Source organism: Janthinobacterium sp. GW822-FHT07H11, assembly GCF_058798615.1.
Genome location: NZ_CM179507.1, coordinates 4054267 through 4068473, shown reverse-complemented (window position 1 = coordinate 4068473; position 14207 = coordinate 4054267). Strand labels below are relative to the sequence as shown.

Annotated in this window: 16 protein-coding genes; 12 read left to right on the top strand and 4 right to left on the bottom strand. The window is 65.8% G+C overall.

Annotated elements, in window-relative coordinates:
- Positions 1 to 114 precede the first annotated feature (114 nt).
- From AC3RCJ_RS17960 to AC3RCJ_RS17950, 3 genes are read left to right on the top strand one after another with little or no spacing between them, the layout of a single operon-like run.
- Positions 115 to 2538, top strand: coding sequence for a DNA internalization-related competence protein ComEC/Rec2 (locus AC3RCJ_RS17960; RefSeq protein WP_492963008.1), 2424 nt, complete (start codon positions 115 to 117; stop codon positions 2536 to 2538).
- Positions 2539 to 2577: 39 nt separating this feature from the next.
- Entirely contained in the window at positions 2578 to 3342 is a 765-nt protein-coding gene (locus AC3RCJ_RS17955; protein ID WP_492963006.1) for a hypothetical protein, read from the top strand.
- Positions 3343 to 3402: 60 nt separating this feature from the next.
- Entirely contained in the window at positions 3403 to 3924 is a 522-nt protein-coding gene (locus AC3RCJ_RS17950; RefSeq protein ID WP_492963004.1) for a GNAT family N-acetyltransferase, read from the top strand.
- A 3-nt stretch (positions 3925 to 3927) separates the two neighbouring features.
- Here the strand turns inward: AC3RCJ_RS17950 and AC3RCJ_RS17945 are convergent, their stop codons facing one another.
- Positions 3928 to 4851, bottom strand: a complete 924-nt coding sequence (locus AC3RCJ_RS17945; protein WP_492963002.1) for a LysR family transcriptional regulator — start codon at positions 4849 to 4851, stop codon at positions 3928 to 3930.
- A 151-nt stretch (positions 4852 to 5002) separates the two neighbouring features.
- On the opposite strand from AC3RCJ_RS17945, the gene AC3RCJ_RS17940 reads away from it, so the two are divergent.
- The 5 genes from AC3RCJ_RS17940 to AC3RCJ_RS17920 all read left to right on the top strand — a co-directional run bounded on the left by AC3RCJ_RS17940 (position 5003) and on the right by AC3RCJ_RS17920 (position 8579).
- A complete protein-coding gene (locus AC3RCJ_RS17940; RefSeq protein WP_492963000.1) occupies positions 5003 to 5764 on the top strand; it encodes a sulfite exporter TauE/SafE family protein in 762 nt (253 codons plus the stop codon).
- Positions 5765 to 5785: 21 nt separating this feature from the next.
- The gene (locus AC3RCJ_RS17935) at positions 5786 to 6493 is read left to right on the top strand and encodes an HAD family hydrolase (protein WP_492962998.1); all 708 of its coding nucleotides are present in this window, start codon (positions 5786 to 5788) and stop codon (positions 6491 to 6493) included.
- Positions 6494 to 6551: 58 nt separating this feature from the next.
- Positions 6552 to 7352, top strand: a complete 801-nt coding sequence (locus AC3RCJ_RS17930) for an alpha/beta fold hydrolase (RefSeq protein WP_492962996.1) — start codon at positions 6552 to 6554, stop codon at positions 7350 to 7352.
- Positions 7353 to 7485: 133 nt separating this feature from the next.
- Positions 7486 to 8055, top strand: a complete 570-nt coding sequence (gene dcd / locus AC3RCJ_RS17925; protein WP_034755486.1) for a dCTP deaminase — start codon at positions 7486 to 7488, stop codon at positions 8053 to 8055.
- Positions 8056 to 8231: 176 nt separating this feature from the next.
- On the top strand, positions 8232 to 8579 hold the full coding sequence (locus AC3RCJ_RS17920) for a FlxA-like family protein (protein ID WP_492962994.1): 348 nt from the start codon (positions 8232 to 8234) through the stop codon (positions 8577 to 8579).
- 26 nt (positions 8580 to 8605) lie between these two features.
- Here the strand turns inward: AC3RCJ_RS17920 and AC3RCJ_RS17915 are convergent, their stop codons facing one another.
- Together AC3RCJ_RS17915 and AC3RCJ_RS17910 are read right to left on the bottom strand one after the other, a co-directional pair.
- Positions 8606 to 10105 carry a sensor histidine kinase gene (locus AC3RCJ_RS17915; RefSeq protein WP_492962992.1) on the bottom strand — a complete coding sequence of 500 codons (1500 nt, stop codon included), beginning with the start codon at positions 10103 to 10105 and terminating at the stop codon, positions 8606 to 8608.
- A gap of 2 nt (positions 10106 to 10107) precedes the next feature.
- Positions 10108 to 10797, bottom strand: a complete 690-nt coding sequence (locus tag AC3RCJ_RS17910; protein WP_492962990.1) for a response regulator transcription factor — start codon at positions 10795 to 10797, stop codon at positions 10108 to 10110.
- 207 nt (positions 10798 to 11004) lie between these two features.
- Here AC3RCJ_RS17910 and AC3RCJ_RS17905 point away from each other — a divergent pair, with 207 nt between their 5' ends.
- From AC3RCJ_RS17905 to AC3RCJ_RS17890, 4 genes are read left to right on the top strand one after another with little or no spacing between them, the layout of a single operon-like run.
- Positions 11005 to 11532: a Spy/CpxP family protein refolding chaperone gene (locus AC3RCJ_RS17905; protein ID WP_492962988.1), complete on the top strand. Its 528-nt coding sequence runs from the start codon at positions 11005 to 11007 to the stop codon at positions 11530 to 11532.
- On the top strand, positions 11529 to 11795 hold the full coding sequence (locus tag AC3RCJ_RS17900) for a hypothetical protein (protein ID WP_492962986.1): 267 nt from the start codon (positions 11529 to 11531) through the stop codon (positions 11793 to 11795). The genes AC3RCJ_RS17905 and AC3RCJ_RS17900 overlap by 4 nt, the downstream gene beginning before the upstream one ends.
- 3 nt (positions 11796 to 11798) lie before the next feature.
- Positions 11799 to 11957 carry a hypothetical protein gene (locus tag AC3RCJ_RS17895; RefSeq protein ID WP_492964669.1) on the top strand — a complete coding sequence of 53 codons (159 nt, stop codon included), beginning with the start codon at positions 11799 to 11801 and terminating at the stop codon, positions 11955 to 11957.
- Positions 11915 to 12769, top strand: a complete 855-nt coding sequence (locus AC3RCJ_RS17890) for a dioxygenase family protein (protein WP_492964668.1) — start codon at positions 11915 to 11917, stop codon at positions 12767 to 12769. Before AC3RCJ_RS17895 ends, AC3RCJ_RS17890 begins: the two co-directional genes overlap by 43 nt.
- Here the strand turns inward: AC3RCJ_RS17890 and AC3RCJ_RS17885 are convergent.
- Positions 12766 to 14205, bottom strand: a complete 1440-nt coding sequence (locus AC3RCJ_RS17885; RefSeq protein WP_492964667.1) for a DUF1501 domain-containing protein — start codon at positions 14203 to 14205, stop codon at positions 12766 to 12768. The two genes, AC3RCJ_RS17890 and AC3RCJ_RS17885, sit on opposite strands and share 4 nt — an antisense overlap.
- Positions 14206 to 14207 lie beyond the last annotated feature (2 nt).

The following is a 14207-nucleotide window of genomic DNA, read 5'->3' as shown; positions in this document are numbered from 1 at the left end:
CACGCCACCATTGCGCCAGATCAGAGGGCAAGGAGGGGAAGGCGATCATAGTAGTTGAGTCCTTTTGCCGCGAGCGACGATCCCGCCTTGATCCCGCCTTGATCCAGCCTTTCCATGCGCACCCTCATACTCGGCTTCGCCGCCGGCGCCGCCTGGCTGCAGACGCAGGCCAGCCTGCCGCCGCATGCGGGCGCGCTGCTGTGGGTGGTCGCGGGTGCGGCGCTGCTGATGGCGTGGCTGCTGCGCCGTCACGCGCACTGGCGCTCGGCTGTCGCGCTTGGCGCTGGCGTGGGACTGGGCTTTTATTGGGCCGCCTGGCTGGCCCAGGCGGCCATGGCGCCGCAGCTGGCGCCAGCCGACGAGGGGCAGGACATCACCGTCACGGGCACCATCGCCAGCCTGCCGTACCGCTTCGAGCAGGGCGTGCGCTTCAATTTTGCCGTGGAAAAAGCGCTTGGGGCAAAGGTGCCTGCCCTGATCGCCCTGTCCTGGTACGCGGGTTTTCGCGATGAAGTGACGAACGCCGTGGGCGACGTGCAGCCGGGCGAACGCTGGCGGCTGACGGTGCGGTTGCAGCGTCCGCACGGCAATGCCAATCCCATGGGTTTTGACTACGAGGCGTGGCTGCTGGAGCAGGGCGTGCGCGCCACCGGCTATGTGCGGCCGCAGCCGCGCGCGGACACGCCCAATGTGCGCCTGGCCGCCTTCGTGCCCGCTTTCGGCAATGTGGTGGAAGCGAGCCGCGCAGTGTTGCGCGCGCGCATACTGCGCAGCCTGGAAGATAAACAGTATGCGGGCGTGATCGTGGCGCTGGTGGTGGGCGACCAGCGCGCCATCCCCCAGTCGGACTGGCAAGTCTTCAACCGCACGGGCGTGAGCCACTTGATTTCGATTTCCGGCCTGCACATCACCATGATCGCGGGACTGTTCGCCCTGGGCGCGGGCGCCCTGTGGCGGCGCTCGTTCTTTACCGACCGGCAACTGCCCTTGCTGCTGCCGGCGCAAAAGGTGGCGGCGCTGGCCGGCGCGCTGGCGGCGTTCTTGTACGTGCTGCTGGCCGGCTTCGGCGTGCCCGCGCAGCGTACCTTGTATATGCTGCTGGTGGTGGCGCTGGCATTGTGGCTGGGGCGCATCACCAGCGTCGTCCACATTCTGTGCCTGGCGCTGGGCGTGGTCGTGCTGCTCGATCCCTGGGCCGTGCTGTGGCCCGGCTTCTGGCTGTCGTTCGGCGCCGTCGCCACCATGCTGTACGCGACGGCGGGCCGCACGGCGGCACCGTTGCCGGAGAGCGCCGGCCGCTGGCGCCGCCTGCGCGCGGCCGTGGCGCTGGGCGCCCATACGCAGTATGTGGTGACGGTGGGGCTGGTACCGTTGACGATGCTGCTGTTTTCGCAAGTCTCGCTCGTGTCCCCCGTGGCCAATGCGCTGGCCATCCCCGTCATTAGCCTGGTCGTCACGCCCTTGTCCCTGGCGGGCAGCCTGCTGCCGGCGCCCCTGTGCGACTGGCTGTTGCTGCTGGCACACGCCATCGTGCAGATGCTGGCGCAGGTGCTCGAGTGGCTCGGCGCGCGCCGCTTTGCCGTGTGGACGGCGCCCGCGCCCCCAATGTGGAGTTTTTGCTGGGCATTGTTCGGCACGGCCTGGCTGCTGGCGCCACGCGGGTGGCCCCATAGGTGGGCCGGCATGCTGGGCTGGCTGCCCCTGCTGACGGCCTTGCCGTCCAGCCCGCCGCCGGGCCAGATGTGGATCACGGCCTTTGACGTGGGACAAGGCATGGCCGTGCTGGTGGAAACCCATGGCCACCGCCTGCTGTACGACACGGGGCCCGCCTACAGCCTCGATGCCGACGGCGCCAGCCGTGTCATCGTGCCGTATCTGCGCGCACGCGGCATCAGCAAGCTCGATGGCGTGATCATTTCCCACAGCGACCTCGATCACGCGGGCGGCGCCATGTCCCTGCTGGAAAACGTGCAGGTGGGCTGGCTGGCTTCGTCGCTGTTCGATGGCCACCCGGCCGTCGAGGCGCGGCGGCAAGCCCGGCGTCCGTATCTGCATTGCGTGGCCGGTCAACGCTGGACCTGGGAAGGCGTGCACTTCGCCATGCTGCACCCGCTGCCCGCCAGCCACGCGGACATTTCCCTGACGCCGAACGCCCGCAGCTGCACCGTGAAGATCACGGCCGGCAAGCATGCCATCTTGCTGGCCGGCGACATCGAGGCGGCGCAAGAGGCGCAATTGCTGGCGCGCTCGGCGGAGGGCGAGCTGGCGGCCGACGTGCTGCTGGCGCCCCATCATGGCAGCGGCACGTCTTCCACGCCAGTATTCTTGAACGCCGTCCATCCTGCCCTGGCGATTTTCCAGGTCGGGCACCGCAACCGCTACAAGCATCCAAAGCCGCAAGTGTATGCGCGCTATGGCGACATGGGCGTTGCGCGGTTGCGCACGGATGTGGAGGGGGCGGTGGTGATGGCGTTTGGGGAGCGGATTGAGATAACGCAGTACCGGGCCAGCCGGCCGCGGTACTGGCATGGGCGCTAAGGCAGTGCGCCTCAACGGATGCCGGACAGGAGACCCATCGTGTGCGATGAATGCAATCCCTGCGAGCGCTGGTTGGCGAAAGCCGACGCTGCTTACCGGTACCTGCGTTCGATTCGCTGGGGGCAATGGTTACGTCATGTAGAGGGGAGTTCGCCAGCGTTGGCGCAGGCGATACAGCATACGGGCATTGGTATTGCGAGTGGCTTGTTTACTGGCTTGATCTTGTTTGGATTGCAATTCACGAGCGATCAGCCTGTCAATGACCTGGCCAAGTCGCTACAGTGCAAATTTATTGTGCATTACCAGGATATTCCAGCACCGTTGTTCAATCTTGTCCTGTTTCTGGTGGCATGCACCATGTTGTTGACCGCCGAGTGGGGGCATTTTTTCAGGCAGAAAGTGCTGGTGCCTGTCATACATGGCATCTCGCATACAGTGTCGATCACCACCGGGATGTTATTGTCGCTCGTCTTTTCGGAGGTGCTGACGAAGAGTTTTCTACCGCATGTCAGAGCATGGTTATTCAGCCTCATTATTATTGCGACAGTGTGGCTACTCGCAGTGACGATGAACGTCGTTATTTATTTGTGCCGCTACGGCGTGGTGGGGCTATGGCGAAACAAGAGCTGCGCTGGCGAAGACTGTCCTGCACCGCAAAAAAAGTATGAGGTCCTGCACTTTGTTTTTCCACTGGTGGGAATTTTTCTCATCTTTTACCTGTGGGGGGATGTCAAGCGAAGCGCCGTACAAGTGGCGGATGGCGCCAAGGCCGGCGAGGTGGCGGCTTGTGCGGTTGCCCACTAGCTGTTTTCATATTCGCTTCAGCCGGCATCTCAACGGAAGAAGCCAATCGAGGAGCGTTGATTGTTGCATCCAAGCAGCCATTATCTGATCAGGCCGGCCCAATCCACCGATATCGAGGCCATCACAATCTTGCTGCAGGGCAACTCCCCCTCGCAGGGAGGCAGCTTGACGGGCGAGTTTTCACACGACAAGGTGGCCAGCATGACGGATGGTGGCTCGCCCGTCATCGTGGCGCGGCGTGTGAGTGATGGGCCTGTCGTTGGGGTGCTGTTCAGCGCGGCGCCCGCCACCGTTCAGGCGCCCGTGCTGCAGGCCATGCTGGCCGCACATGCGGGCAGCGAAAACGCCTATGTCTATGGTCCCGTCTGCATTGCGGCGTCGGAACGGGGACAGGGCCTGCTGGCGCTGTTGTACTCTGCCATGCGCCAGTTGCATGGGGGCGCGGAAGCCGTGCTGTTCATTCGCCGCGACAATCTCGGCTCGCGGCGCGCGCATGAGCGGCTGGGCATGCGCGAGGTGGCCGGCTTTGACTTCGATGGCGCACAGTTCGCCGTGTATAGCGATGCCATCGCCCCGACATAGGTGCTAGCTTCCCCGCTCATCCGGTATCTCCATCCCCCTTGTCCTCACATATTCGAGAAACAGCCTTGCCCCCTTGGCCATGCGCGACGTGCCGTAGACCGCATGGATGCTGGGATCGAGCTCCTTCGACGACGTCAGCCGGTACGCCGTGCAGACCCGGCGCAAGGTGCCTGCGGCCACTGCCGGTTCGGCCAGCCAGCTGGCCAGGCGCACGATGCCGGCGCCTTCCAGGGCGGCCTGGAAAGTGGCGATGCCGGAAGTGAAGCGGAAGCGCGGCTGTACCTGGTAGCGCACGTTGCGCGTGGCCGAGACGAAATGCCAGTCGCGCAGGATGCGCGGGGCCGAGTGCATGATGATGTCGTGACCGGCCAGCTCTTCCGGTTCGTCGGGCGCGCCCATGCGCTCTATATAGCCGGGCGAGGCGTACATGTAGCGGCGGTAGTTCCACAGGGGATAGCCGATCAGCTCGCTGGACTGGGGGAAGGCGCCGCGGATGGCGAAATCGAGCTTTTCCTGGATGGGGTCGATGGACTTGTCCGAGAAATGGATGTCCACCGAGACATTCGGATAGTCGCGCGAAAATTGCGCCACCGCTTTCGGCAAAAAGCCCAGCGAGAGGATTTCCGGCGCCGAGATGCGCACCCAGCCTTGCGGCGAGTTGCTCAGCTCGGCCAACTGCTCTTCCGCCTCGGCCTGCGTTTCCAGCAAATGCCGGGCCGACGCGTAATAGGTTTCGCCGGCCGTCGTCAGGGTGAACTGTTTTTGCGTGCGCAGGATCAGCTCGGCGCCGATGGCTTCTTCGAGGAACTGGATGGCGCGCGTGACGGCCGACGGCGAGCGTCCCAGCATGCGGGCCGCGTGGATGAAGCTGCGCTTCTCGACGACGGTGCAAAAGGCGCGGATTTCCCACATCAGTTTCATCGACATTGCGTGACTCCCGGCAAAAGAGGCCAGTAGAGCGCATGAGGCGCATTCCGTCAAGCGTTACGGCTGATTGCGTTTTCCGCAATTTGAAGTTGCATCCGAAAAAGTGACCGACGCCTATACTGCCGCTGTCGCCCATTCCCCCTTGCCTATCATGCTGACCATCTCACTGCTGTGTTTATTTGCCTTCTTTGCCGGCCTGATCGATGCCGCCGTGGGCGGGGGCGGGCTGATACAGTTGCCGGCCCTGTTCAACCTGATGCCGAACATGGCCTCGACTTCCTTGCTGGGCACGAACAAGCTGGCGTCCGCCTGCGGCACCACGTTTGCCGCCCGCTCGTTTGTCGGCAAGGTCAGCATTCCCTGGCTGCTGGTGCTGCCGGCCGTGGCCAGCGCCTTTATCATGTCCTTCATCGGCGCGGCCGCCGTATCGTATGTGCCGCAGCAGGTGGTGCGCCCGATGGTGCTGGTGCTGATCATCGTCATGGCCATCTACACCTTCATCAAGAAGGATTTCGGCACCCTGCGCGAGCCGCGTCCCATCGGGCCGCGCGAACGCATCCTGGCCATCGTCATCGGCGGCGCCATCGGTTTTTATGACGGCCTGTTCGGGCCGGGCACGGGCAGTTTCCTGATTTTCCTGTTCATCCGCGTGTTCGGCTTCGATTTCATCCTCGCCTCGGCCTGCTCCAAACTGGTGAATATCGCCACCAACGTGGCCGCGCTGGCCTTTTTCATTCCCGCCGGCCACGTGGTCTACGCCGTGGCCGCGCCCATGGCCGTGTGCAATATCCTGGGCGCCCTGACGGGCACCTGGATCGCCGTGCGCCGTGGCGCCGCCTTCGTGCGCATGCTGTTCCTGGTGCTGCTGCTGATGCTGATCGTGAAACTGTCCTACGACATTTTCTTCAAGTAATTCTGAACGCAGAGCCTGGCCATGAAAACCATACAAGGCATACTGTGGGACAACGATGGCGTGCTGGTCGATACCGAACGGCTGTTTTACGAAAGCAACCGCGACTTGCTCTTGCCCTATGGCATAGACCTGACGCCGAAGCAATTTTTTGACTGGTTCCTCGACAATAACTACGGCGCCTGGCATTTGCTGCTGGGGCAGGGCCACGACATCGAACTGGTCGAGCGCCTGCGGGCCGAGCGCAGCGTGCTGTTTGCGCAACGCCTGCGCCAGGCGCGCCAGCTGGCCATCCCCGGCGTCAAACAGGTGCTGGCGGCGCTGCGCCCGCATGTGGCCATGGGCGTGGTGACCAGTGCGTATGCGCAACACTTTGACGTCAGCCATGCGGCCACGGACCTGTTGAGCCACTTCGATTTCGTGCTGACGCGTGAAATGTATGGCGAAAGCAAGCCGGCGCCCGACGGCTATCAGCTGGGCCTGCAGCGCCTGGGCCTGGCCGCCGCCGACTGCGTGGCCGTGGAAGACTCGCCGCGCGGCTTGCGTGCCGCGAATGCGGCCGGACTGGAATGCATCGTCGTGCGCAATCCCATGAACCGTCACCACGCGTTTGACGGCGCTTTTTGCGTGGTCGATTCCAACGCCGAGCTGGGCGAGGTACTGGCTTCCTTCGTGCCCGGCCTGGCCCCGGCGCGCCCGCTGCCACCTCGGAAATTAGAGGTCTTCCTCTGATACGTCTTGCCGGCATGCCATTACAATTGCCCATCGCATTCACCGGCACGGCCCCACGATGACACTCCCGCAGCTGCACTTTGCCCACGCCAACAGTTATCCCGCCGGCACCTACCGCAAGCTGTTCGGCTTGCTGGGCCGGCACTATGATGTGCAGGCGCTCGACATGCATGCGCACGATCCCGATTACCCCGTCAGCACGGGCTGGCCCGAGCTGGTGCGCGAGTATATCGACGACCTGGAGCGCCGCTACAGCGCGCCCGTGATCCTCGTCGGCCATTCGCTGGGCGGCATGCTCAGCGTGATGGTGGCCAAGCAGCGGCCGGATCTCGTGCGCTGCGTGGTCTTGCTCGATTCGCCCGTGGTGGCGGGCTGGCGCGCCTTGCTGGTGCGCCTGGCGCGCAACACGGCGCTGGGCGAGCGTTACTCTCCCGCCCGCTTTTCCGCCCGGCGGCGCAAGCTGTGGCCCGATGCGCAAGCCGCGTACGAACACTTCGCGGCCAAGGACATGTTCGCCATCTGGGCGCCGCAAGTCTTGCGCGACTACATCGACAGCGGCCTGGCGCCCCATCCGCAAGGGGTGCAGCTGCGCTTTACGCGCGAAGTGGAAACGCAGGTCTACCGCAGCCTGCCGCATCATATCGGCAGCCTCGTCAAGGATGGTTTGCCGGTGCCCATCGGCTTTATCGGCGGCGCGGAGTCGGTGGAATGCCGGCAGGCGGGCCTGAAGGCCACGCGCAAGCTGGTTGGCAAGTTTTTCTGCCAGGTGCCGGGCGGGCATTTGTTTCCCATGGAAAACCCCGAGATGACGGCGCAAGTGCTGCGCGAGATGATCACGGCATTGCTGGCGAAACAATAGCCTTCCGCCAGGGATTTTCAGGGGCAGGGGGCCAACAGCGGCGGTTTTTCGCGTAAAATCCTGCCATTCGGGCCGCGCCTGCACCTGGCGCGTCGCCCCCGCCATTCCGATATTCTAGAAAGATACCCCTGCGATGACGATTAAAAGCGATAAATGGATACGCCGCATGGCGGAAACAACGGGCATGATCGAGCCGTTCGAACCGGGCCAGGTCAAGGAACGCGACGGCAACCGCATCGTTTCCTACGGCACCTCCAGCTATGGCTACGACATCCGCTGCGCCGACGAGTTCAAGTTGTTTACCAATATCAATACCACCATCGTCGACCCGAAGGATTTTGACGCGAACAACTTCGTCGACGTGTCCGGCAAGGGCTATTGCATCATCCCGCCCAATTCCTTCGCGCTGGCCCGCACGGTCGAGTATTTCCGCATTCCCCGCAATGTATTGACCATTTGCCTGGGCAAGAGCACGTATGCGCGCTGCGGCATCATCGTCAACGTCACCCCGTTCGAGCCGGAATGGGAAGGTTATGTGACCCTGGAGTTTTCGAATACGACGCCGTTGCCGGCAAAAATCTACGCCAACGAAGGCGTGGCGCAAGTGCTGTTCTTCGAATCCGATGAAGTGTGCGAAACGTCGTACAAGGACCGCGGCGGCAAATACCAGGGCCAGGTTGGCGTCACGCTGCCAAAAACCTGAGCGTTGTTCGAGGGAGCAGGGCGCCCGCCCTGTCCCTGGCCCGGCCGCGAGCCTGTCGCGGCCGCCGCAAGCCCATCGACTGTCCCGTCGCGTCTTTACCTGCCTTTACACTTGCCCCTCTTCATCCGCGCCACGCATTGCCGTTAACTACAGTATTGAAACATACAGGAGGCATCATGGTAGCGGCAATCGGTTCGGGCAGCGCGGTCGGCGCGGCCAGCAGCACGACTTCGGGCAGCGCGACGCAGATCGCGGCCCTGCAAAAGCAGATCACGGCGGCGCAAAAGCAATTGACGCAATCGCAGAAGGGCGAGCAGACGGAAGCGTCGCAAAAGCTGCAGGAGCAGCTGGCCCAGCAAATCCAGGCCCTGCAGGCGCAGATCGCCCAGCTGCAGGCCGCGGCGGCGCAGCAGGCGGCGCAGCGGCAAGGCGGCAGCCAGGCGGCATCGAGTGCGGATACGGCGGTCAGCCCCGCCCGCGCCGCCGCGTCGACCCTGGGCAGCATCATCGATACGCAGGCTTAGGCGCGCGCCAGGCGGCGCTGCAAGGCTCAGCCTGGCGTCGCCGCCGGCAACAGCATCCGCACGCACAGGCCGCCGCCGCTGCGGTTGCGCGCGCTGATCGTGCCGCCATGGGCGCCGATCACGTGCCGGGCGATGGCCAGGCCCAGGCCATGGCCATCCGTGCTGTGTTCGGTATTGCTGGCGCGGAAAAATGGTTCAAAGATGGTGTTCAGGTCAGCGCTGGCCACGCCCGGCCCCCGGTCCAGCACGTCAATGCACAGCTGCGGCTGTTTTCCGTCATGCAAGAGCGACAGCCGCACTTCTACCGTGGCGCCATCGGGACTGTGCTTGACGGCGTTGCGCACGACGTTTTCCACGGCGCGCGCCAGCAGCTCGGGCTGACCGGTGACGCTGCTGTCGGCCAGGCCCGCATCGCCCGCCACTGCGATGCCGACCTGGCGCGCCCCGGCTTCGTAGCGGGCGTCCTCGACGATGTCGTGCACCAGGTCGGCAATGCCGACGTCTTCGCTGTGCGGGTGCGCGGCGCCCGCGTGCACGGCGCCCGCTTCCAGCCGCGACAGGGTCAGCAGCTCGCCTATCAGTTTATCCATGCGTTCGCTTTCGCGCTCGATGCGTTCCAGCGAGGCCGCCAGCTTGTCCGGTTGCTGGTGAGCCAGGCCGATGGCCGCCTGCAGGCGCGCCAGCGGCGAGCGCAGTTCGTGCGACACATCATGCAGCAAACGCGTCTGGCTATCCATGAGATTGCGCAAGCGTCCCGTCATGCGGTCGAAATCGCGGCCCAGGTCCGTCAATTCATCGCCGCGCTTGCCGCAGGCGCGGAAGCGCGGCGCCAGGTCGCCGCCCGACGCGGCCTCGAAAGCCTGGCGCAGGTCGCGGATGGGGCGCGCAAAATACCAGGCCAGCAGGAAGGCAAACAGCAGGCTGGCGACGGTGGCGGCGGCCAGCGGGATGAAGGTGCGGTAGGGCGCGTCCATGCGGGGTCCGGGCGGCATGGGACCGTCGCCCGGCTGGCCCCGCGCATCGCGGCGGGGCGGCGGCATGCCGGCCGCATTCGGGCGCGGCCCCGCCGTGGTCACGGCGTTGAGCGTGTCGCGCGCGGCTCCTGTCTCGGCATTGCGGAAATGTTCGGACGTGGGCAGGAACAGCAGATAGCGCACGCCATCGCTGCCGGTCGCTTCGCGCACGACGGGGCGCGGCGGCTGCTGCGCCAGCAAGGCGCGCGCCTTGTTCAGCATGGCCGGATGGACGGTGCGGCCCATCAGTTCGTGCCCCTGCGCATCGATCGCATACACGCGCAGGCGCTCCATGCGGCCCAGGAACTGGCGCAATGCACGGTTGCCGCCCGCCTCCAGGGTGGCCGTCGCCGCCTCGATCGCCATCTGCGCGGGCGGGCTGGTATCGATCTCCAGCGCGCGCTCCTGCTGGGCGGCGCGGTTTTTCAGCCAGAAGGTGCCGCCGATGCCGATCGTGGCCGTGACCTGGGCCAGCAAGATGCACAGGAAAAACTTCCAGAACAGGCGGCCCACGCTTACTCCTTGATCAGCTGATAGCCGAGCCGGTACACGGTCTGCAGGCAGGAGCGGCCATCGGCCAGGCTGCCCAGCTTGCGGCGCAGGCTGCTCAGGTGCACGTCGATATTGCGGTCGAAGCGGGCCATGGGCCGTCCCAGCCCCAGCTCGGACAACTGGTTCTTGCTGACGGGCTTGCCCGCATTGCGCACCAGCACTTCCAGCAGGTTGAATTCCGTACTCGTCAGTTCCAGATGGGCGCCGGCCCACGCGGCGCGGCGCTGCTCGGGCCACATCGTCAGCTGGCCCACGGTCATGGGCGCCACGCCCGAGCTGTCGTGCGGCAGCGCCTGCGAGCGGCGCAGGATGGCGCGGATGCGCGCCGTCAGTTCGCGCGGCGTGCATGGCTTCGCGACGTAATCGTCGGCGCCCAGCTCCAGTCCGACGATGCGGTCCGTATCGTCGCCGCGCGCCGTCAGCATCAGGATGGGCATGCTGCTGCCGGAGCGGATGCGGCGCAAGGTTTCCAGTCCATTCATGCGCGGCATCATGACGTCGAGAATGGCGATCGCATACAGGCCCGTCAGCGCCTCGGCCGCGCCCCGTTCGCCGTCATGCACGGCCTTCGCCTGGAAGCCTTCCTGTGTCAGGTAGTCCTGGAACATGCCGACCAGTTCGATGTCGTCGTCGATTAATAATACCTTGCTCATGCTTGTACTTTTCCAGAGGGTCAGCGCCCGATGATAGCAGCCAAACGCGGCCGCCACGCAGCGTTTTACGCGCTTTTACATGCCGGCGAGGGTTTGTCCCGCCGGCATTTCCGCCGGCATCCCTTTACCCACTTTTACGCCTCCCTAACGTTGTTTTACACGCCAGACGCCGACAATCTGGGCTGATCGCCACGAAAGGAAGCTCCCATGAAATATCTCGGTATCGCCGTAACCCTGTTGCTGCTGTCCGCCTGCAGCATGCCGCTGTTCGCCCTGGCGCAGCAGGCGCCGCCCCATGACCATCCGCCGCAGGGCATGGAAGGGCCGCCGCCGGGCTTGCGGACAGACGCCCCGGCCAGCGACGGCGCCGATGCGGACCTGCCGCCCTTCCTGCGCGGCATCGACTTGAGCGAGGCGCAGCAGGACAAGGTCTTTGCCGCCACCTACGCCCAGGCACCGCTGCTGCGGGAGCAGCAAAAGATCGCCTTCAAGGCCCATGAACAGCTGCGTGCGCTGGCCGCCTCCAGCGCCTACGACGACGCCCGGGCCGGTGCGCTGGCCGGCAGCGCCGCCCAGGCGATGGCGCAGATCAGCTTGCAGCAGGCGCGGCTGGAGCAGCAGTTGCTGGCCGTGCTGACGCCGGAACAGCGCCAGCAGGTGGCGCGGCAGCGCGCAGGCCGTCCCGGCCCGCGCCGCGCCGATTGCACTTTTAGCCAGGCAGAGGATTATCCATGAGCATGAGTGCCTTGAATGCCAGCAGCGCCGCCAGCCAGGCCGGCGCTTTCAGCCGCCTGAGCGCCAGCGATGGCGAGGACGCCGGCGTTGCCGACCTGCAATCGCGTTGTTCCAGCTTGCCGAGCGCGCTGGGCGGCGGGGCGAAGGGCGGCGGTAGCAGCAAGCTGGGCGGTTTCCTGCAGGCGCTTTCTGGCCGCCTGGGCGCGGCGAACGCGGGCGGCAGCCTGTCTTCCAGCGGCAAGCTCGTCAATACAACGGCCTGAAGCATGGACCGCAAGCCTGCCGCCGGCACGGCGCTTTCGGCGCGGGTGCTGCACTGCCTGTTCCTGTGCGCCAGCCTCAGTCCCGCGCTGGCGGGCTTGCCTCACTGGATGGAGTATTTATGGACTTGCATGATCACGGCCTGGCATCCGACCTCGAAATGATGCGGCAACTGGCGGCGCGGCGCCGGCAGGTGCTGCGCCGGCTGCTGGCCGGCGCGGCCACCTTGCCGCTGGCCGGCTGCGGCGGCTCGGACGCCGCCAGTGGCGCCACCTCCGGCGGCGCGGACAGTGCCGGCGCCGCCACGGGCGCGCGCCCGACGGCGGGCGCCTGCACGCTGATGCCCGACGAAACGGGCGGGCCATACCCGGCCGATGGCAGCAATACGCATGGCGGCAGCATCGTCAACGTACTGAACCAGGCGGGCGTGGTGCGCGGCGACATCCGCGCCAGCTTTAACGGCGCCACGGGCGTGGCGGCCGGCGTGCCGTTGACCATCGAGCTGCAATTGCTCAATGCCAACGGCGGCTGCGCCACCTTGGCCGGCCATGCCGTGTATTTGTGGCATTGCGACCGCGATGGCCTGTATTCGCTGTATTCGGGCGGCGTGACGGCGCAGAATTACCTGCGCGGGGTGCAGGAAACGGATGGCGCCGGCAAGCTCCGCTTCACGAGCATCTTTCCCGGCTGCTATGCGGGGCGCATGCCGCACGTGCATTTCGAGGTCTATCCCAGCCTGGCGACGGCGGCGAGTGGCGCGCAGCGCCTCAAGACCTCGCAGTTTACTTTCCCGATGGCAACGTTGAACGAGGCCTACACGGCCAGCGGCTACGCGGCCAGCGTGCGCAAGCTGGCGCAAGCCAGCTATGCCACCGACGCTGTCTTCAGCGATGGCAGCAGCCTGCAGATGGCCACGGTGACGGGCAACGTCACGGATGGCTATGTCGTCACGGTGACTATCGCCGTGAACGGCTAGCTTGCCGTCATGAAGCCGAGGTCGCGCCGGCCGAAGTTGCCGATATTCGGGAACACGCCGGCCAGCTGGCCGTCGGCCACGCCGAACCATTTTGCCAGCGTGGCGCCGTACTGGTCGACGGACGTCGTTGGCAGCAGGGCGCCGGAACCCACGTCCAGCTCGTGGCCCAGGCCCGTGGCGGGAAAGGCGCCGTAGATGTCGCGCCCCTTCACGGCGCCGCCCACGACAAAGTGGTGCGCGCCCCAGCCGTGGTCCGTGCCGTCGCCATTGCTGCTGAAGGTGCGGCCGAAGTCCGACGCCGTAAACGTCGTCACCTGGCGCCGCAGGTCCGCGCCCTGCAGGGCCGCCAGGGTCGTGTCGAAATATGCGAGCGCGTGGGCCAGGCGGGCCATCAGGTCGCCGTGCAGCACCTTTTGCCGGTCATGCGTATCGAAGCTGCCCAGGGTCACGTAAAACACTTGCCGCTTCGCCCCCAGGGCGCCGCGCCCGCCGATGATGCGCGCCACCGTCTGTAATTGCACGGCCAGCGGGTTGACGCCGGCCGCGCCCGTGTTCGGGTTGACGTAGGGCGGCGGATTGGGCACGCCGCCCGCGCCGGCCGCCAGCATGGCGCCGCTGAGGATGCCCTGGCTGGCAATGGCGCGCTGGACCACGGCCACGTGTTCCTGCTCGATCAGGTCGCCGCCCGCATCGAGGATGATGGCTTGCAGCGCGCCCGCGCCGCCCGTGCTGCCGTACAGGCTGCCGCCCAGGCCGCGGATGGGCACGGCGCCCGCCTGGCCCACCTGGAACGGCCGCACCTGGCGGCCGCTGAGGAAGATGGTGTTGCCGGACGCGGAAATGGCCGTGAACATGGCATGTGCATTGCCTGTGCCGGCGACGTCGCCGATGCGTCCGCCCCAGCCCGTGCCGGCCCCTTCCGGCGCACCCGATTGCCACGTCGATTGCTGGTCGTTATGCGAAAACAGCTTGGGCGGCAAGGCCACGCTGCCGGCCTTGTACTGCGCCAGGGTGGCCGGCTGGATCAGGGTGCCCACATTGGCCACGATGGCGGCGCGGCCATGGTCGAACAGGTCTTTCAGCGGCGCCAGCTGCGGATGCAGGGCGAAGTTGCGGCCCGCTTGCGCAGTCGCCGGCACGACGGGCAGGACGCCGCCCGTCTCGCCCACGCCGGGCAGATGGATGGAATCGGCGCCGCCCGTATTGCGCAGACGCAAGTATTCATTCCAGGAAGCGGGATCGGTGGCCAGCACCGTATTGAAGGCATCGTTGCCGCCGGACAGGAACAGGCACACCATGGCCTTGTAGTCGCCGGCCGATTCGGCGGCCGCATGGCGCATGGCGGCCAGGTTCAGGGCGAAGGGCGCGGCCGTGGTACCGGCCAGGCTCAGCATGGAGCCGAGGAAGCGGCGGCGGGAAAATGGAAAATTTTGCATGG